The following is an 18,876-nucleotide window of genomic DNA, read 5'->3' on the forward strand; positions in this document are numbered from 1 at the left end:
CCATGAGGAATCACGCATGGGCGCGGTAACCACCAAGCGGCCTGTCCGGCGCGGCGCGTCGCCGTCCGGATCGGCCGCCGCCCCGCACCAGCCGACCTGGCGGGCCAAGCTGCGCAGAGACTGGCCGCTGCTGGTCATGAACCTGCCGATGCTGCTGGTCGTCCTCGCCTTCTGGTGGATTCCGGCGCTCGGCAACGTGATCGCGTTCCAGGACTACAACCCCTACACCGGCGGCATCACCGGCAGCCCGATCATCGGGTTCACGAACTTCGCGCTGCTCCTGCAGGATCCGCAGTTCCTGCGCGCCGTCGCCAACACCCTGTCGATCACCGCCTTCCAACTCGTCTTCTACTTCCCGATACCGATCATGCTGGCGCTGCTCCTGAACAGCATCGTCTCGGCCCGGCTGAGAGCGTTCGTGCAGGGCGTGGTCTACATGCCGTTCTTCTTCTCCTGGGTGCTGGTCGTGGCCATCTTCCAGCAGATGTTCGGCGGGGCGGGCCTGCTGGCGCAGATCCTGCGGGAGAACGGTCGCGATGCCGTCGACTGGATGACGAACTCCGACACGTTCATCCTGCTCATCACCTCCCAGACCATCTGGAAGGACGCCGGCTGGGGCGCGATCATCTTCCTGGCCGCGCTCAGCACCATCGACCCGAACCTGTACGAGGCCGCCGCCGTAGACGGCGCCCGCCGCTGGCGTCGCATGTGGCACATCACACTGCCCGGCCTGCGCCCGGTGATCGTCCTGCTGCTCATCCTGCGACTCGGCGACGCCCTGAACGTCGGCTTCGAACAGTTCATGCTGCAGCGCAGCGCCGTGGGCAGCGAGGCTTCCGAAGTGTTCGACACGTTCGTCTACTGGTCGGGCCTGCGCACCGGCGACCTCGGGTACGGGGCCGCGGCCGGGCTGTTCAAGGGCCTGGTGGGCCTGCTGCTCATCGTGGCGGCCAACCGGGTGGCGCACGCGCTCGGCGAGCGAGGGGTGTATTCCAGGTCATGACGGCACTGACATCCAGGAAGCCCGCCAAGCTGGCGCCGTGGGAAGAACGGCCTTCACCGGCCGGCCAGTTCGGCAAGGGCGGCCTGATCACGCTGATCCTCGTGGCCGTCCTCGGCCCTCTCTACACGATCGTCCTGACCAGCCTCAGTTCCTCCGCCACCGTCAACAAGGCGGGCGGGCTCGTGCTGGTGCCCGACGGGATCACGTTCGAGGCGTACCGGCAGATCTTCTCCGACACGGTCGTCAGCCAGGCCGTCCTGGTCAGCACCGGCATCACCGTCGTCGGCACGCTGATCAGCGCCGGGGTGAGCATTCTCGGGGCGTACTCGCTCTCGCGCCCCGGCTCCTTCCTGCACCGCCCGCTGCTGTTCAGCGTCCTGCTGATGTTCGTGTTCTTTCCCGGCATCATTCCCGTGTACCTGATGGTGAGCGGGCTGGGCCTGAAGGACAGCTACTGGTCGCTGATCCTGCCGACGGCGGTGTCGGCGTTCAACGTGGTGGTGCTGCGCTCGTTCTTCATGAGCATCCCGAACGAGGTCCTGGACAGCGCCCGGATAGACGGGGCCGGGGAGTTCCGCATTCTGTGGCGCATCGTGCTGCCGATGTCGAAGGCGGTCACGGCGGTGGTGGCGATGTTCTACGCGGTCGGCTACTGGAACGCCTGGTTCAACGCGATGCTCTACATCGACGACACCCGCAAATGGCCCTTGGCCTTGATCCTGCGCCAGTACGTCGTGGACTCCAACCCGCTGCCGGCCGCCACGGCGGGTGTGACGGGCGACGCCCCACCGACGCTGGCCATCAAAATGGCGATCGTGGTCATAGCCGTGATCCCGGCCTTGATCATCTACCCCTTCGTACAACGTCACTTCACCAAGGGCGTGATCGTCGGCGCCATCAAGGGCTGACAGGCAAGGTCCCGGCAAAAGGTGTTCGCACTAACCGCAGAAACCCCCTCGGCAGGCGCCGACAGTCACCGAGACCCATCCGTCTTCCCGGTCGAGGCCTCCGCCAGATCAGCCCACACGACACGGCGGCCGCGATTAACAAGCACTGTGCCTTGGCGGATGGACAGCCTGGCGGGACGCCTGCGCCGGAGTCATGCGGGACTGGGACGGCCTCCTCGCGGGATACGCGGCCGGGGTGGACTGGGCCGGTGTCGTGGTTCTGGCGGGAACTGTCCGCCGCGCACCCGGACGCGCTGGTGCTGCCGTCGCGGCGGGAAAGCTCCGAGCGCTGGTACCAGAGCATGGACCGTACGGTGCTGGTGGGGGCGCGCCACCTGATGAGCGGAGACCCCGCCGGAGGGCGGGGGCCGTTGGTCGCCACTGCCAACCCGAGCAGGTCCGCGCCACCGTGCCGGCGCACCGGTTGCTGGAATGGCAGCCCGCCGACGGCTGGGAGCCCTTGTGCGCCGCACTCGACCTCCCGGTTCCCGACGAGCCGTTCCCTCACGAGAACACCACGGCCGACATGCGGGCCCGGATCGGTGACCTCGACCGCCGATGACGCACCCCATGCACGCGGTGGGCGATCGTCCTACCTGGTGTGGCGGTAGCCATTGCTGGCGGGCAGGAAGAAGAGCACGATCGCGGTCAGCGCCAGAATCGCGACCGGTCCGTCGAAGATCAGCGAGAGCGTGGGCATGGCGATGAACAGGTCGGCCACTTTCAGCAGCAGGGAGATGGCGAGAATCACCGTGGCGAAGAACCTGGTGACCCGGCCGCCGCGAAGCGCGAGCCCGGCGAGCAGCGCAAGGACGAGTGACCAGAAAATGGTGCTGTAGGCCAATCCTGAGTAGATGGCGTACAGGCTCTGGGCGCGCTCGGACAGGGGGTCGATCATGTCCGGAGTCACCGGTTCGTCGCCGGAGTTCTGGTTCGCGGCGATCTGGCTTTTGACCGCGTCCATCCCGGAGATGAGGATCCCCGCGGCGCTCACCACGTTGAGGACGGCGGCGCCCATGGCCGCGATCGCCGCTCCCGTCAGCGTGGCCGGCCGTCCTTGGTTCGTGTCGCGCCGGCGCGAGGAGTCTAAGCGGGTGGGAGCATGCTGGTCGTACGTGGACATTCGGGAGTCTCTCCTCTGAATCGTTGGGGATGCCGGGCTGAAATCGCCTTGGGCCGGGATGAGGATGCGGCCGGTCTTCTTCCGCTCCGGTTTCGTACCGTTGAGCGCAGCGGGCCGCCGTCACCTCTTCAGCGAGTCGGTTCGTGGATTACCGCACGCACTTTTCCGATGCTGTCCAATAGGGCTTGTTCGACGGAGTGAGGTCCCTGACCTTTTCTGACGCGAGCGAACCCTCGACATAGCGTTTGAGGTCATTCGCGTTGCCGTACTTCAACGAGACTTCCGCCACGCAGGAAAGGACGGACTCAGGCAGGTCCTTGGCATCCGGCTCGCTCATCAGCTTCTTCAGCAGGGCGGCCTTGGTGACGCCTCCGCGAGGGCTTGGCCGGGGGGTCTTCTTTTCGCCGGCCGCGACGGTGGGGCTGGAGTCCTGGCCGGCGCCGGTCGTGGCGGTCCGGACGGCGTCGGTCGTGGCGGTCCGGACGGCGTCGGCCCCGGAGCCACCGCAGGCGCTGAGGCCGGCGCACAGGATCGCCAAGGCGAAGAGCCAGGCAGCGCGCGATAAATGCATGGGATTCTTTCTTTGGATACGGATGACAGCGGCGTTCCCGCCGTCCGCGAGTTGGGCCGGCTCCCGCCGCTCGTCCGACGGAGGAGTGGATGTTATGCGGCCGCTCTTCCGTTCTTCTTCCGTTCTGGTTCCGTACCGTTGAGCATGGGTTCGGACCTGCGGACAGCGGCGTGAAGCGGCGATGCCGGAACGAGATCTCAGGCTGCGATGATCGCCCCGGCCTGGCCCCGTTTCGAGGAAGACGACCGCATGAGGCTTTGGGCGCTCGCCCTGACGATCACGTCCGTTGCCCTGGTCGTCCCGCCGTCGGCCGTTGCCGAGACTCGCCTCGACCCCGTCGCCGCGCTGCGCCGCCAGCTCGCGAGCGGCAACGCCGTGACGTTCTCGAACGTCACGGTCTTCAAGTCCTGGGATGGAGAGCCGCGGACCTTTCGGCGGTCAGGGGTCCATGAACTGGCGCGCGGTGAGGTCATCGCGAGCGAGTTCCTCGAACCCAAGGATGGCAAGGACCCCGAGCGTTTCATCATCTTCCCGGACCGGTACTACGAGCAGTCCTCCTTCTGGGGCAAGCGTCTGCCGGAAGGCAAGAGCTGGGGGGTCACCAAGGAGAAGTGGCCCCTTGCCCTGACCTGTGGCGATATGCGGCTGAGCCACCCCGCGACGCTCAAAGCCCTGCTCGCCGGCACCAAGGCCAAGCGCCCGGCCGGCGTGTACGACGGCACCCGCACCACCCTGCACGAGGGGATCATCACGCTGGGCGAGGTCGCCAAGGCGGATCCCGACCTCCGCGTCCTCAATAGCAGGCCCACAGGCACATACGCCCAGGTCCGCATCAACTGGAAGCTGTGGATAGGGAAGGACCAGCTCGTCCGCCGATGCCAGAGTTCCTCCTTGTTGCCCGGCTGGCCGGGGAAAGACGACTTGGAGCCCATGCAATTCGTCGACGATGTCCGTCTGTCGCGGTGGGGCCGCGCGACCGACATCGAACCGCCCGCAGCCGATCAGGTGGCGACCCACGACGAGCTCATCGACGCCCCCGAATAGGCCCCTGTCGCGCTTGTCAGCGGAGCTTCACCATGCGGGTACCGTCGTCCCGGTCACGGCGGACCGCCTCGACGTCACCCGGTGAAGATGTCCTCCGGCAGGAACGCCGACACCAGGAAGCTGGGCACGTCCACGAGCTGACTGACCTTGAGGTCGACGGCGACGCTGCAAATCGCGTACGCCTGCTGCGCACCCCACCCCCGCTCCCCCAGGTGATCGATCATCTCCAGCAGCGCGTTACGCGCCGCCAGCGTCGCGTCCTCGGCCACCACCTCGCCGTCCCTGCTCACCGACATCCCCGTCGTGGCGTAGAACCGCCGCGGCGCCGCGAAGGGGGCCGCCACCCAGTAGTCGGAGCGGGCGAACCGCGGCCCCCTGATGCCCTTGGCCGCCGCCTCCCCCGGGTGCACGGTGAACCGTACCCGCAGCGTCGCGTTCATCTCGATCGCGGTGCCGCACGCCTCGCAGTCGCCCTGCGCGAAGTGCGCGTCCCCGGCCGAGAACAGTGCCCCCGGCGTGTCCACCGGCAGGTACAACCGCGTGCCAGCGCCGAGCTGCTTGATGTCCACGTTGCCCGCCTGCTCCCTGGGCGGAATCGTGCGCAACCCTGTCGCCCCGGCCGAGCCGGGCACCGCGCCGGCACCATCTCAACCGAGAGCCGCCTCCTTCTTCACCGGAAGCTCTCTTCTGAGGACGCCTTCGGTCAGTGCAGGAAGAGGATCTGGGCGAGTGCGATCTCCGCCGCCCCGACCGCCGACACGATGCCCACCACCTTGTACGGAGACCCTTCCGCGTCCTGGACGCCATCGGCGTGCGTCTCCATGATCATGAAGCACATGCCCGCGTAGCTCAGAGCGGCGGTGACCAGGACGCCGATGACGCTCGTTCCGCCGAATTCCCCGGCGACCAGGTGGAAGTAGCCCAGTTGCAGCACGACCAGCGCGACCACCGCCGGCAGGCCCCATCTGATCCAGGGGTTCGTCCACAAGCGCCGGCGGGGCTCAGGGGGCGTGGGTATGGGGCTTTTTCGCTTGCGCTTTTGTCTTCCCACGCCCGTACAACGAACCTGGCGATCGGTGAGGTTCCGAGGGCGCCCGGCGAAAGGCGCCCTCGGAGTGAGCTTCTAGACGGGAGTGCAGGTGAGGGTGGCCGGTGGGGTGTTGGTGCCGGTGTAGCTGCCGTTGAAGCCGAACGACGTCGTCGCCCCGCCCGCCACGTTGCCGTTGTAGGCGGCGTTGGTGACCGTCACGCTGGTGCCGGTCTGGGTCTGGGTGCCGCCCCAGAGGGTGGTGATCTTCTGGTCACCGGGCCAGGTCCACGCCACCCGCCAGCCGGTGATCGACGAGGCGCCGTTGTTCCTGACCGTGACGTTGGCCTGGAAGCCGCCGGGCCACGAGTTGCCGGGCTGGTAGGTGGCGGTGCAACCCGTACCAGGGGTCGGGGTGACGGTGGGGGTCACAGTGGGGGTCACGGTCGGGGTGACCGTGGGTGTCGGGGTGACGGTGACGGGTGGGCCGGTGCGGTCGCCGTAGATGATGCCGCGGCCGTTCGTGCCCAGGTAGACGCGGCCGTACACGCGCGGGTCGCCCGTGAGCGCCTCGCCCATGTTGCCCCACTGGTGTTTGTCGTCGTTGATGCGCACCCAGGCCGCACCGCCGGTGTCGGAGCGGTACAGGCCGGTGACGCCGTCGATCGTGGCTACCGCGTAGACGGCCATGTACGTCCCGCCGGGCGCCGCCTTGCCGAAGCCGACGTTCACGGAATTCGTGATCCCGGAGACCTTCGTGAAGGCCGCGCCGCTGTTCGTGGAGCGCCACAGCCCGCCCTCGCCGGCCAGCCAGAGATCGCCTTCGATGCCGGGCACGGCCTTGACCTTGGTGGCGGTCGCGGGCAGGCCCGTGGCGGCGGTGGCGGTGAAGGTGGCGCCGCCGTTCGTGCTGACGTACAGGCGGCCGCCGCTGAGGCCGTAGAACTTCATCGGGTTGACCCGGTCCGACTCGACGGTCGCGCCAGTGGGCAGGCCGGAGGCGGTCTGCCAGGAGTTGCCGTACCCGACCGAGTAGACGGGGGTCACGCCCTTGGGGGCCCAGACGAAGCGGGAGCCATCGGCCGCCGCCGCGACCGTGCCGCCCTCGTTGACGCCGCCCGGCTCCGTGCCCTGGAACCAGTTCGCGCCGCCGTCGGTGGAGAAGGCCACGTGGCTGTCGTTGGGGCGGTCGGCGTCGGTGAAGTTGCCCGCCCTGACCATGATCGAGGGGGACTTCTCGGCGTAGTCGAGGCTGGTGGTGGAGGTGAAGGCCGGGGACGTGAACATCATCGGCGGCACCGCGTCCAGGTTGGTGTGGCGGAAGCCGGCGATGTCGCCAAGGCCGCTGACCAGGGGCGCGCCGGTGGGCGGGCTGATCAGGTCGAGGACGGCGGTCTCCTCCAGGCCCTTGGCCATGGGCCTGATCGTGAACTGGCCGCCAGAGTCCCATTGCGCGAGGTTCTCGGTGCCGTAGATCGTGGCGCCGGTGCCGTACATCATGCGGTTGGAGTCGAACGGGTCGATCTCCATCGACTCCGTCATCCAGCCCAGCTTGGGGGTGACCTCGGGCGGCTGCGGATTGGTGCCGAAGGTCAGCCAGGGGTTCTCGGTGATGTTCATGGTGTAGCGGAAGCTGCGGTTCGGGTACGACGTCCAGTCCCACACCCGGGTCCACGTGGCGCCGGAGTCGGTGGAGCGGAAGAAGATGACGTCCGGCCACCACGAGATCTGCGTGGCCACCATGAGCGTGCCGGGCTTCTGCCTGTCGAGGGTCAGGCCGCTGTAGCCGAAGTAGTCGTCGGCGCTGGACGACGGGATGGGGCTGACCTGGGTCCAAGTGCCGGTCGCGGTGGCGTAGCGCCAGACGTCGCCCTTCGCGCCGTCGTACGGACCGCCGGTGTCGCTGGTGGCGATGAACAGGTTGCCGTTGACGGTGTCCAGGACGCCCTTGTGCGCGATGTACCCGGTGGGCTGCCCGGCCAGCCGCGACCAAGTGGCGCCCCCGTCGGTGGTGCGGTAGACGGTGTTGTCCTTGTCGGCGACGCCCACGTAGATGGTCTTGGTGGCGGTGCCCGCGGTGGACGAGCGCTTGTCGTAGGTCACCCACACCACGCCGGGGCGGTGGCTCAGGTAGCCGTTGGGGTCGCTCGGGTCCTGGGCGTAGTTGCCGGCGTTGGGGAAGTTCGTCACCTTCGCCCAGGTGGCGCCGTAGTCGGTGCTGCGCCACAGGCCGTTGCCGTTGGGGGTGCCGAAGTAGAGGACGCGGTTGTCGTTGGGGTCGACGGACAGCGCCTCGCCCATGCCGCGCCCTGGCATGTTGCCGCCCAGCTTGAACGGCAGGGCCGTGACCTGCCAGGTGTCGCCCTTGTCCGTCGAGCGCAGGATGGCGCCGTTGTTGGGGTCCCAGCTATTGGTGTACATGCCGACGGCGGCGTACACCCGGTTGGTCTGTACGGGGTCGGTGGCCATGCTGATCACACCGTTGTAGCCCCATTTGTCCCAGCCGACCCAGTCGAGCAAGGGAGTCCAGGACTTGCTGGACTGGTTCCACCGGTACGCGCCGCCGATGTCGGTGCGGGCGTAGATGAGGTTGCGCTCCGTCGGGTTGAAGATGATGCCGGGGACGAATCCGCCGCCGTCGATCCTGACGTTCTTGTACGCGTACGGATCCGAGGCCACCGCCGAGACCGGCGACATCCGCACGATCGCCGCCACGAGCAGTACGGCGGCGGTCGTGAGCATGACGAATAATCTTCTTCGCATGCGCGGCTCTTCCTTTCCAGGTGCGCCGGCAGGCGCTCCAAAGGCGTCAGATGACCGCCATGCACGAGCAGAATGCAGGACCCTGACCGTCGCCGCGCCTTCGCGCATGAGCTCTACCAGAAGGCTCACACACGCGCGCATCGGTGGTCAATAGTTTGGACGCACAACGAATTAAGGGGAGACCATGGAGTATCCGGCGTTCCGGGTGGACGGAAAGATCGCCCTGGTCACGGGGGCGGCACGGGGGCTCGGCCGGGCCATCTCACTGGCGCTGGCCCACGCCGGCGCCGACGTCGCACTGGGCCTGCGGGACATCAATGAGGACGGCGGGCTGGGCGAGGAGATCGGGCGGCTGGGGCGGGCCGCGCTGCCCCTGCAGATGGACGTGGCCGAGCCCGGCCAGATCGCCGCCGCGGTCCAGGCCACGATGGACCGGTTCGGCCGGATCGACCTGCTCGTCAACAACGCCGGCATCGCGCCCGGCAACCCGGCCGAGGACGTCACCGAGGCGGACTTCGACCGTACGCTCCAGGTCAACCTCAAGGGCACGTTCCTGACCAGCCAGGCCGTCGGCCGGATCATGATCGCCCAGGGGCACGGCCGGATCGTCAACGTGGGCTCGCAGGCGGGCGAGGTGGCCCTGCCCGGCGAGTCCGTCTACTGCATGACCAAGGCGGCGATCGCCCACCTCACCCGCTGCCTCGCCATCGAGTGGGGGCCGCACGGCATCACCGTGAACAACGTGGCCCCCACCTTCATCCGCACCCCGGGCACCGAACCGGCGCTGTCGGATCCGGCGTTCGAGGCCGACGTCATCGAACGGATCGCGGCGCTGCACCGCATCGGCGAGCCCATGGACGTGGCGGGCGCCGTGCTCTTCCTGGCCTCACCGGCGGCTTCCCTGGTCACGGGGCACACCCTGGTGATCGACGGCGGCTGGACGGTCCGATGAGGGAGCTGGAGTTCGAGGACACCTTCGACGGTGACCACATCGACGAGACGAAGTGGATCGCCCACTACCTGCCACAGTGGACCACCCCCGGCCGCTCGGCCGCCCGCCACCAGGTCGGCGGCGGCCTGCTGCGGCTGCGGATCGAGGAGGACCAGCCTCGGTGGTCACCGGAGCTGGAGGGCGGCCTGCGGGTGTCCTCGCTGCAGACGGGCGTCTTCTCGGGCCCGGCCGGCAGCTCGATCGGGCAGCACGGGCGCGGCTCCGACGCCGTGGTCCGGAGCCCCCAGCGGCCGGTCAGGCTCTACACCCCCCACTACGGCCTGATCGAGATGCGGGCCAGGGCGACCGACGACCCGCACAGCATGGTCGCCCTGTGGATGATCGGTTTCGAGGACTCCCCGGAGCGGTCGGCCGAGATCTGCGTCGCCGAGATCTTCGGCCGCGACGTGGGCGAGGACTCCGCACGGGTCGGCATGGGCGTGCACCCGTTCGGCGACCCGCGGGTCACCGACGATTTCACGGTGGAGACGCTGCCCATCGACGCCCGCGAGTTCCACGTGTACGCGGCCGACTGGTCCCCCGGCCAGGTCTCCTTCTTCGTGGACGGCGAGCACGTCAGGACCGTCCACCAGGCGCCGGACTATCCGATGCAGCTCATGCTCGACATCTACGAGTTCGAGCCGCACGGTCCGTACCCGAAGGAGTTCACCGTGGACTACGTACGCGGCTATCGCTAGCCACCCAGAGGGCGACCGCGATGTAGAGGACCTGCTCGGGGACGCGCTGCCACAGCGGGCTGCTCAGCTCCAGCCCCGCCAGGGCGGCGTGGACGTTGGCCGGCAGCATGAGCACGAACAGCAGCGCCAGGCAGATCCCGGCGGCCCGGCGCGTACGCGAGAGCACGAGGCCCACGGCCCCGGCCAGCTCCAGCACGCCGGTCAGGTAGACCATGAAGGCGGGCAACGGCACGAACGGCGGCACCATGGCCACCATGTCGGCGTGGTCGGGCATGACGGTCCCGCCGTCCGGGACGAAATGGGCGCTGGCCGTCATGACCAGCATGACGGCCAGCCCATGGGCCGCGCTGACCCGCCAGGTGCCGAACCGAGCCGCTCCCAGCAGGCCCAGCGACCGGAAGACCAGCGTGGCCACGATCAGAACGATCAGTGTCATCAGAACTCCATGGATAGTCGTGCTATCCAGTATTAGATAGCACGACTATCCATTGGGCGTCAACGTGCCAAGGAGAAGTCCTTGATCCGCAGGTCGCCCTTGAACACCAGGTACAGGCTCCCCTTGCCCGCCGTCGCGGTGGCGCTCGTGGTGCCGTACTGGTAGATGCCGCCGGTGGCCGGGACCTGCGCGATCGCGAGCAGCGTGCCCGTCGGCGAGCCGGAGCGCAGCTCGATGGAGCCGCCGCTCACGGACGCCACCGAGGCGGTGAACCGCGAGCCGTGGACGGCGCCGGTGAAGGAGATCCAGTCGCCCGCCGAACCCTCCACGACCTCGCCGCCGGCCTTGGTCTCGTCCGCGAACGCGACGCCCGAGTAGTCGTCGAAGTCCATCGCCCGCGTCGTCCTGGTCAGGTCGCGCACGGGGATGGTCTCGCCGGTCACCTGCAGAGTCGTCGAGACACGGATCCGGTCGGAGGCCGAGCCGACGAGGACGTCGTGGGTGGCGGTCTCGACCGCCCACTTGTTGCGGGTGTAGTCCCAGACGGCCAGGTCGGACTTCTTCATGGCGAAGGTGACGGTACGCGTCTCGCCCGGGTTCAGCGTCACCCGCTGGAACCCGCGCAACTGCTTGACCGGCTGCTTGAAGCGGGAGTCGCGCTGGTGGGTGTAGAGCTGGACCACCTCGTCGCCCTTGGCCCGCCCGGTGTTGGTGACCTTGACGCTCACCCTCTCGCCCTGCACGCTCAGCCCCTGGTACGCGAACGAGGTGTAACTCAGCCCGTGCCCGAACGCGTAGAGCGGCTTGGACTTCCCGTACAGGTACGTCATCCCGGTCTTGGCCAGGTCGTAGTCGAAGATGCTCGGCGACGGTTCGTTCGCCGGCCAGGTCTGGGTGAGCCGCCCGGCCGGGTTGACCTGGCCGAACAGCACGTCGGCGATGGCGTGGCCGGTCTCCGCGCCGGCGTGCGTGGTCCACAGCAGCGTCGGCGCGTCCACGACGACCGGGTAGCTGGTCTCCAGGACGACCACCGTGCGGGGGTTGGCCTTGCGCACGGCCTCGATCAGCCGCCGCTGGCCCTCACCAAGCCGCAGGTTGTCGCGGTCGTGGAACTCACGCCCGGCCACGAACGGGTGGCTGCCCACCACCACGACCGCGACCTCGGCCTTGGCGGCCTGCGCGGCGGCCGCGGCCACGCCGTCGGAGACGATCTCCTTGGCGAACTTCGCCGCCTGGGCCTTGGGGACCAGGCCGAGCGCGCCTTCCGCGGTGACGCCCACGTACGCGTCGGGCAGGGCGAACCAGCTCTCGACCGTCTCGTAGCCGGCGTATTTGATCAGGTGGGTGCCGTCGGACTGCTTTTCCAGCGTGAACTGCTGGGAGACGTACCAGCCGTCGGGCTCGGCGTCGTCGGTGTCGAGCGAGCGCCAGTCACCGCCGAGCAGCCGCCCGTTGCCCGCGTTGCGCAACGTGGACACGCCGCCGGTCCAGTCGGTCAGGTCCCACTGCGAGGCCGCGCCGGGCGCGGTGTCGATCAGCCCGGCGTTGTTGTCGGGCCCGGTGCCGGTGGCGGTGATGTACTTGCCGGAGTCGACGTGCTTGAGCGCGACGCGCTCCAGCCCCTCGCCGGTGGCGACGTCGCCGACCCGCTCCTTGATCCCGTCGAGCGGCGTCACCTGGTACGGAAGCTGCCCCGAGTACCAGTCCCGGTAGAGCTTCCCGGACAGCGGCCCCACCACGGCCGCCGACTTCGGCTTGGCCAGCGGCAGCACGCCGGAGTTCTTCAGCAGCACGGCCGCCTTGCCGGCGGTCTCCCGGTTGAGCGCCTTGTTGGCCGCGCTGTTGATCACGTCCGCGGTGATCTTCTTGTACGGCCCGCCGTCGGGGTCGAAGTGCCCGAGCCGGGTCCGGATCGACAGCACGCTGCGTACCGACTTGTCCACGTCGGCCACGGTGATGCGGCCCTGGTCGAGCGCGGCCTTGAGGTTCGTGACCATCGGCCCGATGTCGCTGCCGTCGATCGTGAAGCTGTCGAGCCCCGCCTTGAGCACGGCCGCGAACGCCTCGGGCTTGTTGTCGTAGTACTTCTCCAGGTCGGTCAGCGCGTGCGGCCCCCAGGCGTCGCTGGGGTTGTAGAGCGTCTTGTCGGTCCACGACCTGACCACGTTGTCCAGGTCGGGGTTGACGTGGTTGGGCCGCCCGTTGACCAGGTTGTACGACGCCATCACCCCGGTCGCGGCGTCGGCCGAGATCGCCGCCTTGAACGCCGGCTCGTAGTACTCGTGCTTGAGCTTCGGCGTCAGGTTGGAGGAGCTCAGGCTGCGGTTGTTCTCGTTGTTGTAGGCCAGGTAGTGCTTCAGCACGGGCGCGGTCTTCAGGTAGAAGGGGTCGTCCCCCTGCAGCCCCTTGCCGTACGCCGTCGAGATGGCCCCGGTCAGCAGCGGGTCCTCGGCGTAGCCCTCCTCGTTGCGGCCCGCCCGCGGATCACGCAGCAGGTCGACCACGGGGGCCCACACCTGCAGCCCCCACAGGACGGGATCGACGGCGTTGTAGCCGCGCGTCTCGTCGCCGACGGCCGAGCCCACCTTCTTGATCAGGGCGGGGTCCCAGGTGCTGGCCAGGCCCACCGCCTGCGGGAACACGGTGCCGCTCGCGAACTTCTGGTTCCAGTTGTCGTTGAGATGGTTGGACCAGCCGACGCCGTGCAGGGCCTCGGTGCCGTTCTTGTGGTAGGCGATGCCGAGCCTGGGGATGGCGGGCTGCGACTGGTGCAGCAGGCTCAGCTTCTCGTCGAGGGTGAGCCGGCCGAGCAGGTCGCCGACCCGCTGGTCCAGCGGCAGGGCGGGATTCTGGAAGGGGTAGTCGGCCGCGTGCGCGGGCGGGACGGCGAGCAGCGACGCCGTGAGGGCAAGAGCCGCTAGTAACGGGATTTTTCGCATCTTGGGGGGTTCTCCATCACTTGATGGCGCCGACCGTCACACCTCGGGTCAGCGTGCGCTGGAAGATCAGGAAGAAGGCGACCGCCGGCAGGAGGCCGAGCAGGGCCGAGGCGCTGGACATGGTGGCGTCCATGTACCTCTCTCCCTGCAAAACGCCGAGCGCGACGGGCACCGTCTGGGTGTCGTTCGAGATCAGGAAGATCAGCGGTAGGAAGAACTCGTTCCAGGTCCAGATGAAGAAGAAGATCAGCAGCACGTTGATCGTGGGCCGGCTGATCGGCACCACGATCCGCAGCAGCGAGCGCAGCCGCCCGGCGCCGTCGATGGCCGCCGCCTCCAGGATCTCCTTCGGGAACTGGCCCAGGACCGCGCTCAGCAGATACGTGCCGAACGCCGCCTGGATCGCCGTCATGACGATGATCACGGCGAGCTGGGTGTCGTACAGATCGACGGCCTTGGCCAGGTAGTAGAGCGGATAGACCAGCGCCTCCTGCGGCAGCGTGTTGGCCACCAGGAACAGCACCAGGATCCACAGCCGGCCCTTCACCCTGCCGATGCCCAGCGCGTACGCGTTGAGCACGGACAGCACGACCGCCAGCACCGCCACGGAGGCGCTGATGACGAAGCTGTTCCAGAGCTTGGTGCCGAACTCCACCCGGTTCCAGAAGTCGACGATCCCCTGGAAGTAGAGCCCGTCGGGCAGGCTCAGCGGCCCGTTCGAGCTGTAGTCGGCCGGCGACTTGACCGCGTTGATCGTCACGATCGCGAACGGGAAGATCATCACGACCGCCAGCACGACCAGTGCGAACAGCACCGCCCAGCGTCCGGGGCCCCTCATTGCTCACGCTCCTGAACGCGCAGGAACAGGAACGTCACCACGATGATGATCAGGGCCAGCACCGTGGCGATCGCGGAGCCGTACCCGACGTTGCTCTTCTGGAAGAAGTTCAGGTACGAGAAGTACGACGGCACCATCGTCGCGTTGCCGGGCCCTCCGCGGGTCAGCACGAAGATCGGCCCGAACACCTTCAGCGCGGCGATCGTGCACGTCAGCAGCACCACGAAGATCTCCGGCCGGATCTGCGGGATCGTGATGTGCCAGAACTTGCGCCACCACGAGGCCCCGTCGATCTCGGCGGCCTCGTAGTAGGAAGGGTCCACCCGCTGCAGCCCGGCCATGAAGATCACGACCGGGTAGCCGAGCTGGAACCAGACCATGACCGCCATGACCGTGGCCAGCGCCAGGTCGGGGTCGCCGAGCCAGTCGAGGTCCAGCCCGAAGATCTGGTTGACGGCGCCGTACGACGGGTGCAGCATCCAGCCCCACACCACGCCGGCCACCGCCACCGGCAGCACCTGCGGCAGGTAGTACATCGCCCGCAGCGCGGACGCCGTGCGCGTACCGAACCGCTTGCCGATGTAGTCGAACAGGGCGGCCGCCAGCACGAGGCCGATCGCGGTCGGCACGATGGCCATGGCCACGATCAGGCCCACGTTGTGCTGGAACGACTGCCAGAACCGCTCGTCCGCCAGCAGCCTGGTGTAGTTGTCGAGCCCGATCCAGCGCGGCGTGCCCACCCCGGACCAGCGGGTGAAGCTCGCGCCCACATTCATCAGGAACGGCACGACGATGACGGCCAGGAACAACAGCAGACTGGGGACCAGGTAGAGCCAGTATCCCCTCGTGCGCACTCTCATTCAGTTGCCAATGTCGGCGAGGTTGTCCTCGTACGGCCCCGCGATCTCGTCCAGCACCTGGGCGGAGGTCTTGCTGCCGTTGATGAGGTTCTGGATCCCGGCCACCAGCACGTCGTAGTAGCCCGGCGCCGGCCAGTCGGGGTAGAAGGCCAGGCCGTCGGCAGTGGTCAGCTTGTTGAAGGTCTCGATGAGCTCCTTGCTCTTCGCGTCGGTGATCGCGGCCGGGTCGGCGGCCACGGGGACGCCGCCGGAGTTGGCGAGCAGGTTCTGGACGTCCTTGCTCATCGTGATGTCGATGAAGTCGTAGGCCAGGTCCTTGTTCTCCGACTTCTCGGGGACGACCCAGATGTTCCCGCTCGAACCGGGCGACATGGTGGCGCCGGGGAACAGGAAGTGGCCCCACTCGAAGTTCTTGATCTCGGAGGCGAAGCGGCCGTACCACCAGCTTCCACTGATCACGATGGGGAACTCGCCCTTCATGAACGCCACGCCCATGTCCTCGGCCTTGAGCCCGCTCGACTTCTTGTCGATGTAGCCCTTCTTCACCCAGTCGGCGAACGTGTCGGCGCCGTAGGTGAACTCGGGGCCGTGGAAGTCGACCTTGCCCTTGTAGGACTGGAAGGCGTCCAGCCACGGCTTCTGCGCCTTGGTCAGCGCGAGCTGGTAGAAGATCTGCTGCGCCGGGTATTCGGCGCCGGCGTTGGAGATGGGGGTCACCCCGGCCTTGACGAACGTGTCCATCGCGGCCGTGAACTGCTCGAACGTCGTCGGGACCTCGACCTTGTGCTTGGCGAACAGGTCCTTGTTGTAGTAGACCATCACGAACTCGCCGTAGTTCGGCACGCCGAACCACTTCCCGCTGCCCATCAGGCCCCGGTCGTCATATTTGGCCGTGGTCTGCAGGCCGCCCGGCAGCAGCTTGTCCCAGCCCCGCTTGGTGACCTCCTCGCTCATGTCCGTGAGCAGGCCCTGCTTGGACAGCAGCCCGGCCGTGGCGTTGCCCTTGTTGTACTCCATGAGGTCGGGCGCCTCGTCGGAGTTGAGCACCATGCTGGCCGTCTTCTGGATCTGCTCGAAACTCTTCTCCTCGAACTTGACGGTCACGTTCGGGTGCGACGCCTGGAACTTCTTGATCGCCTCGGCCCACGCCTTGCCCATGGCGCTGTCGGCCGACTCGTAGTGCCAGAGCTTCAGTACGCGTGGTGCGGTGCCGCTTGGGCTGGGGCTTTCCGAACCTCCCGAGCCGCAGGCGGAAAGGGCGAGCGCGGCGGCGGCCAGCACCGCGACGGCTCTTGACTTGACCATGATCCCTCCATGGGGGTGTTACGAGATGACGGCCCTTGCGGGAGCTCCGGCCACCGGGGCGATCTCGACCCCGGTGACGCGCTTCGGGCCGGTGACGGCGACGCGCAGCTCGTCGCCGTCCCTGGTGGCGACGGCGACCGTCACGCCGTCCGCGTCGTGGATTTCGACAGTGCGGGTTTCTGGGCCGTCGCCGCCCCCGAAGGCGACGAGCATGATCTCGGCCGGTACGTCCACCGTGTCCCTCTGCTCCTGGACCGGGATGAGCGCGCCGTACCGGACGAACAGCGGGATCTGGTCGAGCGGCTTGCCGACCTGGACGTAGCGCGCGCCTTCCAGCACCTCGCCCGTCCAGTAGTCCACCCATCGGCCACTCGGGAGGTACACCTGCCGGGTGCCCTCGGGCGTGGTCATGGGGGCGACGAGCAGGTCGCGGCCGAGCAGGTACTGCAGGTCGGCCTGCCAGGCCACCGGGTCTTCGGGGTGGTCCACGCACAGCGCGCGCATCATCGGCGCGCCGGTGCGCGCGGCCTCGACGGCGGCCGAGTAGAGGTAGGGCATCAGCCGGTAGCGCAGCTTGAGCGCGCTCACCGCCTCCGCCTCGACCTCGGGGAACTCCCACGGCTCGCGGGTGGTGGTGCCGTGCAGGCGCAGCAGCGGGGACAGGGCGCCGAACTGGGTCCAGCGGACGTACAGGTCGTCGGCGGGCCGGCCGGTGAAGCCGCCCGCGTCGTGGCTCCAGAACGGCACGCCGGACAGGCCATGCGCGAGGCCGCCCCTGATCGTGCTGCCCATGGCGGCGTAGCTGGTGTAGGTGTCGCCGCCCCACTGGGCGCTGTGGCGCTGCCCGCCCAGGTACGACGACCGCGCCCACACCAGGTCGTGGCCGTTGACCTCGCGGGTGACGGCGGCGACGAGGTCGTTGAACAGCAGGGTGTAGACGTTGTGCAGGTCGATGCCGGTCATGCCGTTGGCGGCCACCGCGTCGGCGGGCACGCCCTCGGCGAAGTCGGTCTTGAACGCGGCCACGCCCTGGCGCAGCAGCGGGCGCAGCAGGTCCTTGAACCACGCGGCGGCGGCCGGGTCGGTGAAGTCGACGATGCCGCAGGCGGGGAACGAGCCGTGCCAGCAGTCGGCGACGTACACCTCGCCATCCTGATTTTTCAGGAAATATCCGGCATCGGTGCCTTCGCGGAACGCGGGGCTCAGGTGGGAGATGTAGGGGTTCATCCACAGGCAGACCTTGAACCCCATCGTGTCCAGCTCGGCCAGCATCGCGCCCGGGTCGGGGAAGTTCACCGGGTCCCAGCGCAGGTCCGACCAGTGCCCGTCACTCTGCCAGTAGGTGTCGAGGTGCAGCACGTCGCAGGGGATGCCGCGCTCCCTGATCGTCCGCGCCCTGGCCAGCACCCGCTCCTGGCTGTCCACACAGAACCCGGAGGAGATCCAGGTCCCGAACGCCCACTTGGGCGGTAACGCGGGCCGGCAGGTCAGCAGGTCGTAACGGTCCAGGATCTCGGGCGGCGTCGGCCCGGCCAGCACGTAGTAGTCCATGACGTCGTCGGGCACCAGGATCTGCACCACGCTGTGCGTGGACTGGCACACGTCGAACTCGGTGGGCGCGCCGCTGTCGACGAGGATCCCGTACCCCTTGCTGGACAGGTAGAGGGGCACGTTCTTGTACGCCCGCTGCGACTCGGCCCCGAAGGCGTCGAAGTTCCACATGACGGGCCGCTGGCCGCGCTTGTCCAGCCGGGTGAACGACTCCCCGAACCCGGCGAACGCCTCGTCGGGGGCGGCGGCGAAGCTCTCGTGATAGGCCACGGGCGTACCGCCGGAACTCGACCGGCCGAACGGCAGCGTGCGCAGCCGGCCGCTGATGTCGGTGTGCCCCCGGTCCTGCTCGGCGAGCGTGGCGCCGCTCGCGTCGGTGAAGCGCAGGTGCCAGGGCGAGAGGGTGATCTCGGCCCGCAGCGAGCCGGCGTCGATCACGATCGGCTCGCCCGGCTCCGCCACGGCACGTGCCCCTGAGTACGTGCCGGGCGTCACCAGGGAGATGGCCCGCTCCGAGCGCGGCCGGGCGGTCGGGTCCTCCGACAGCCGCACCCGGATGATGCCTTCGCCCGCGACCCCGATCTGCACGACCAGGGTCTCCTCCGCCGAGGTGACCGCCTTCAGCATCACCTCCGCGCCGTCGGCCGCCACCAGCTCGGCGGCGGTCAGCGCGGACAGGCCCTCTTCGCCTGGCGCGCGGACCGGCAGCTCGGGCGGGTCGGCGACGAAGTACTCGTGCGCGACCAGTGGGGGGCGATAGGGCATGGAAGCTCCTTCGAA

At 68.3% G+C, this 18,876-nt stretch carries 17 protein-coding genes and 1 pseudogene; 7 read left to right on the plus strand and 11 right to left on the minus strand.

Annotation, left to right across the window (positions count from 1 at the left end; genetic code table 11):
- The first annotated feature begins 16 nt into the window (after positions 1-16).
- The 4 genes and pseudogenes from C4V41_RS37190 (at position 17) to C4V41_RS65515 (ending at position 2,512) form a co-directional block, all read left to right on the plus strand.
- Positions 17-1,003 carry an ABC transporter permease gene (locus tag C4V41_RS37190; RefSeq protein WP_103960690.1) on the plus strand — a complete coding sequence of 329 codons (987 nt, stop codon included), beginning with the start codon at positions 17-19 and terminating at the stop codon, positions 1,001-1,003.
- Positions 1,000-1,911 (plus strand): carbohydrate ABC transporter permease, encoded by a 912-nt coding sequence (locus tag C4V41_RS37195; protein ID WP_103960691.1) that lies wholly within the window; start codon positions 1,000-1,002, stop codon positions 1,909-1,911. Before C4V41_RS37190 ends, C4V41_RS37195 begins: the two co-directional genes overlap by 4 nt.
- 248 nt (positions 1,912-2,159) lie before the next feature.
- Positions 2,160-2,267, plus strand: a pseudogene (locus C4V41_RS66215) (sulfotransferase); the annotation flags it as partial.
- Positions 2,240-2,512 carry a sulfotransferase gene (locus C4V41_RS65515; protein WP_407670127.1) on the plus strand — a complete coding sequence of 91 codons (273 nt, stop codon included), beginning with the start codon at positions 2,240-2,242 and terminating at the stop codon, positions 2,510-2,512. The pseudogene C4V41_RS66215 and the gene C4V41_RS65515, both read left to right, overlap by 28 nt.
- A gap of 30 nt (positions 2,513-2,542) precedes the next feature.
- Here the strand turns inward: C4V41_RS65515 and C4V41_RS37205 are convergent, their stop codons facing one another.
- Positions 2,543-3,073 (minus strand): hypothetical protein, encoded by a 531-nt coding sequence (locus C4V41_RS37205; RefSeq protein ID WP_103960692.1) that lies wholly within the window; start codon positions 3,071-3,073, stop codon positions 2,543-2,545.
- A 148-nt stretch (positions 3,074-3,221) separates the two neighbouring features.
- On the minus strand, positions 3,222-3,644 hold the full coding sequence (locus tag C4V41_RS37210; protein WP_103960693.1) for a hypothetical protein: 423 nt from the start codon (positions 3,642-3,644) through the stop codon (positions 3,222-3,224).
- A 207-nt stretch (positions 3,645-3,851) separates the two neighbouring features.
- Here C4V41_RS37210 and C4V41_RS37215 point away from each other — a divergent pair, with 207 nt between their 5' ends.
- On the plus strand, positions 3,852-4,688 hold the full coding sequence (locus C4V41_RS37215) for a hypothetical protein (protein WP_103960694.1): 837 nt from the start codon (positions 3,852-3,854) through the stop codon (positions 4,686-4,688).
- 74 nt (positions 4,689-4,762) lie between these two features.
- Here C4V41_RS37215 and C4V41_RS37220 read toward each other — a convergent pair whose 3' ends face one another.
- The 3 genes from C4V41_RS37220 to C4V41_RS37230 form a co-directional block, all read right to left on the minus strand.
- The gene (locus C4V41_RS37220; protein ID WP_103960695.1) at positions 4,763-5,320 is read right to left on the minus strand and encodes an acetamidase/formamidase family protein; all 558 of its coding nucleotides are present in this window, start codon (positions 5,318-5,320) and stop codon (positions 4,763-4,765) included.
- Positions 5,321-5,391: 71 nt separating this feature from the next.
- The gene (locus C4V41_RS37225) at positions 5,392-5,637 is read right to left on the minus strand and encodes a hypothetical protein (RefSeq protein WP_146103934.1); all 246 of its coding nucleotides are present in this window, start codon (positions 5,635-5,637) and stop codon (positions 5,392-5,394) included.
- 174 nt (positions 5,638-5,811) lie between these two features.
- Positions 5,812-8,478, minus strand: coding sequence for a cellulose binding domain-containing protein (locus tag C4V41_RS37230; protein ID WP_200824481.1), 2,667 nt, complete (start codon positions 8,476-8,478; stop codon positions 5,812-5,814).
- A 184-nt stretch (positions 8,479-8,662) separates the two neighbouring features.
- Between C4V41_RS37230 and C4V41_RS37235 the strand changes: the two genes are divergently transcribed.
- Together C4V41_RS37235 and C4V41_RS37240 are read left to right on the plus strand one after the other, a co-directional pair.
- A complete protein-coding gene (locus C4V41_RS37235; protein WP_103960698.1) occupies positions 8,663-9,430 on the plus strand; it encodes an SDR family NAD(P)-dependent oxidoreductase in 768 nt (255 codons plus the stop codon).
- Complete coding sequence (locus C4V41_RS37240) at positions 9,427-10,167, plus strand: glycoside hydrolase family 16 protein (RefSeq protein WP_103960699.1); 741 nt, start codon at positions 9,427-9,429, stop codon at positions 10,165-10,167. The genes C4V41_RS37235 and C4V41_RS37240 overlap by 4 nt, the downstream gene beginning before the upstream one ends.
- On the opposite strand, the gene C4V41_RS37245 is transcribed toward C4V41_RS37240, so the two are convergent.
- The 6 genes from C4V41_RS37245 to C4V41_RS37270 are packed head-to-tail and all read right to left on the minus strand — an operon-like array spanning position 10,136 to position 18,861.
- On the minus strand, positions 10,136-10,603 hold the full coding sequence (locus tag C4V41_RS37245) for a DoxX family protein (RefSeq protein ID WP_103960700.1): 468 nt from the start codon (positions 10,601-10,603) through the stop codon (positions 10,136-10,138). The two genes, C4V41_RS37240 and C4V41_RS37245, sit on opposite strands and share 32 nt — an antisense overlap.
- A 59-nt stretch (positions 10,604-10,662) precedes the next feature.
- The gene (locus C4V41_RS37250; RefSeq protein ID WP_103960701.1) at positions 10,663-13,542 is read right to left on the minus strand and encodes a glycoside hydrolase family 3 protein; all 2,880 of its coding nucleotides are present in this window, start codon (positions 13,540-13,542) and stop codon (positions 10,663-10,665) included.
- Between the two features lie 16 nt (positions 13,543-13,558).
- Complete coding sequence (locus C4V41_RS37255) at positions 13,559-14,380, minus strand: carbohydrate ABC transporter permease (RefSeq protein ID WP_103960702.1); 822 nt, start codon at positions 14,378-14,380, stop codon at positions 13,559-13,561.
- The gene (locus C4V41_RS37260; protein ID WP_103960703.1) at positions 14,377-15,240 is read right to left on the minus strand and encodes a carbohydrate ABC transporter permease; all 864 of its coding nucleotides are present in this window, start codon (positions 15,238-15,240) and stop codon (positions 14,377-14,379) included. The genes C4V41_RS37255 and C4V41_RS37260 overlap by 4 nt, the downstream gene beginning before the upstream one ends.
- Positions 15,241-16,545 carry an ABC transporter substrate-binding protein gene (locus C4V41_RS37265; RefSeq protein WP_103960704.1) on the minus strand — a complete coding sequence of 435 codons (1,305 nt, stop codon included), beginning with the start codon at positions 16,543-16,545 and terminating at the stop codon, positions 15,241-15,243.
- 18 nt (positions 16,546-16,563) lie between these two features.
- Positions 16,564-18,861, minus strand: a complete 2,298-nt coding sequence (locus C4V41_RS37270) for a TIM-barrel domain-containing protein (protein WP_103960705.1) — start codon at positions 18,859-18,861, stop codon at positions 16,564-16,566.
- Positions 18,862-18,876: the final 15 nt, after the last annotated feature.

It is taken from the genome of Nonomuraea solani (genome assembly GCF_900108335.1).
In the GTDB taxonomy this organism is placed as follows: Bacteria; Actinomycetota; Actinomycetes; order Streptosporangiales; family Streptosporangiaceae; genus Nonomuraea; species Nonomuraea solani.

Bases quoted from the DNA above. Each gene is read 5' to 3' on its own strand.
- C4V41_RS37190 (WP_103960690.1), top strand. From the start codon at position 17: ATGGGCGCGGTAACCACCAAGCGGCCTGTCCGGCGCGGCGCGTCGCCG.
- C4V41_RS37195 (WP_103960691.1), top strand. From the start codon at position 1,000: ATGACGGCACTGACATCCAGGAAGCCCGCCAAGCTGGCGCCGTGGGAA.
- C4V41_RS37205 (WP_103960692.1), bottom strand. From the start codon at position 3,073: ATGTCCACGTACGACCAGCATGCTCCCACCCGCTTAGACTCCTCGCGC.
- C4V41_RS37210 (WP_103960693.1), bottom strand. From the start codon at position 3,644: ATGCATTTATCGCGCGCTGCCTGGCTCTTCGCCTTGGCGATCCTGTGC.
- C4V41_RS37215 (WP_103960694.1), top strand. From the start codon at position 3,852: ATGATCGCCCCGGCCTGGCCCCGTTTCGAGGAAGACGACCGCATGAGG.
- C4V41_RS37230 (WP_200824481.1), bottom strand. From the start codon at position 8,478: ATGCGAAGAAGATTATTCGTCATGCTCACGACCGCCGCCGTACTGCTC.
- C4V41_RS37235 (WP_103960698.1), top strand. From the start codon at position 8,663: ATGGAGTATCCGGCGTTCCGGGTGGACGGAAAGATCGCCCTGGTCACG.
- C4V41_RS37240 (WP_103960699.1), top strand. From the start codon at position 9,427: ATGAGGGAGCTGGAGTTCGAGGACACCTTCGACGGTGACCACATCGAC.
- C4V41_RS37245 (WP_103960700.1), bottom strand. From the start codon at position 10,603: ATGACACTGATCGTTCTGATCGTGGCCACGCTGGTCTTCCGGTCGCTG.
- C4V41_RS37250 (WP_103960701.1), bottom strand. From the start codon at position 13,542: ATGCGAAAAATCCCGTTACTAGCGGCTCTTGCCCTCACGGCGTCGCTG.
- C4V41_RS37255 (WP_103960702.1), bottom strand. From the start codon at position 14,380: ATGAGGGGCCCCGGACGCTGGGCGGTGCTGTTCGCACTGGTCGTGCTG.
- C4V41_RS37260 (WP_103960703.1), bottom strand. From the start codon at position 15,240: ATGAGAGTGCGCACGAGGGGATACTGGCTCTACCTGGTCCCCAGTCTG.
- C4V41_RS37265 (WP_103960704.1), bottom strand. From the start codon at position 16,545: ATGGTCAAGTCAAGAGCCGTCGCGGTGCTGGCCGCCGCCGCGCTCGCC.
- C4V41_RS37270 (WP_103960705.1), bottom strand. From the start codon at position 18,861: ATGCCCTATCGCCCCCCACTGGTCGCGCACGAGTACTTCGTCGCCGAC.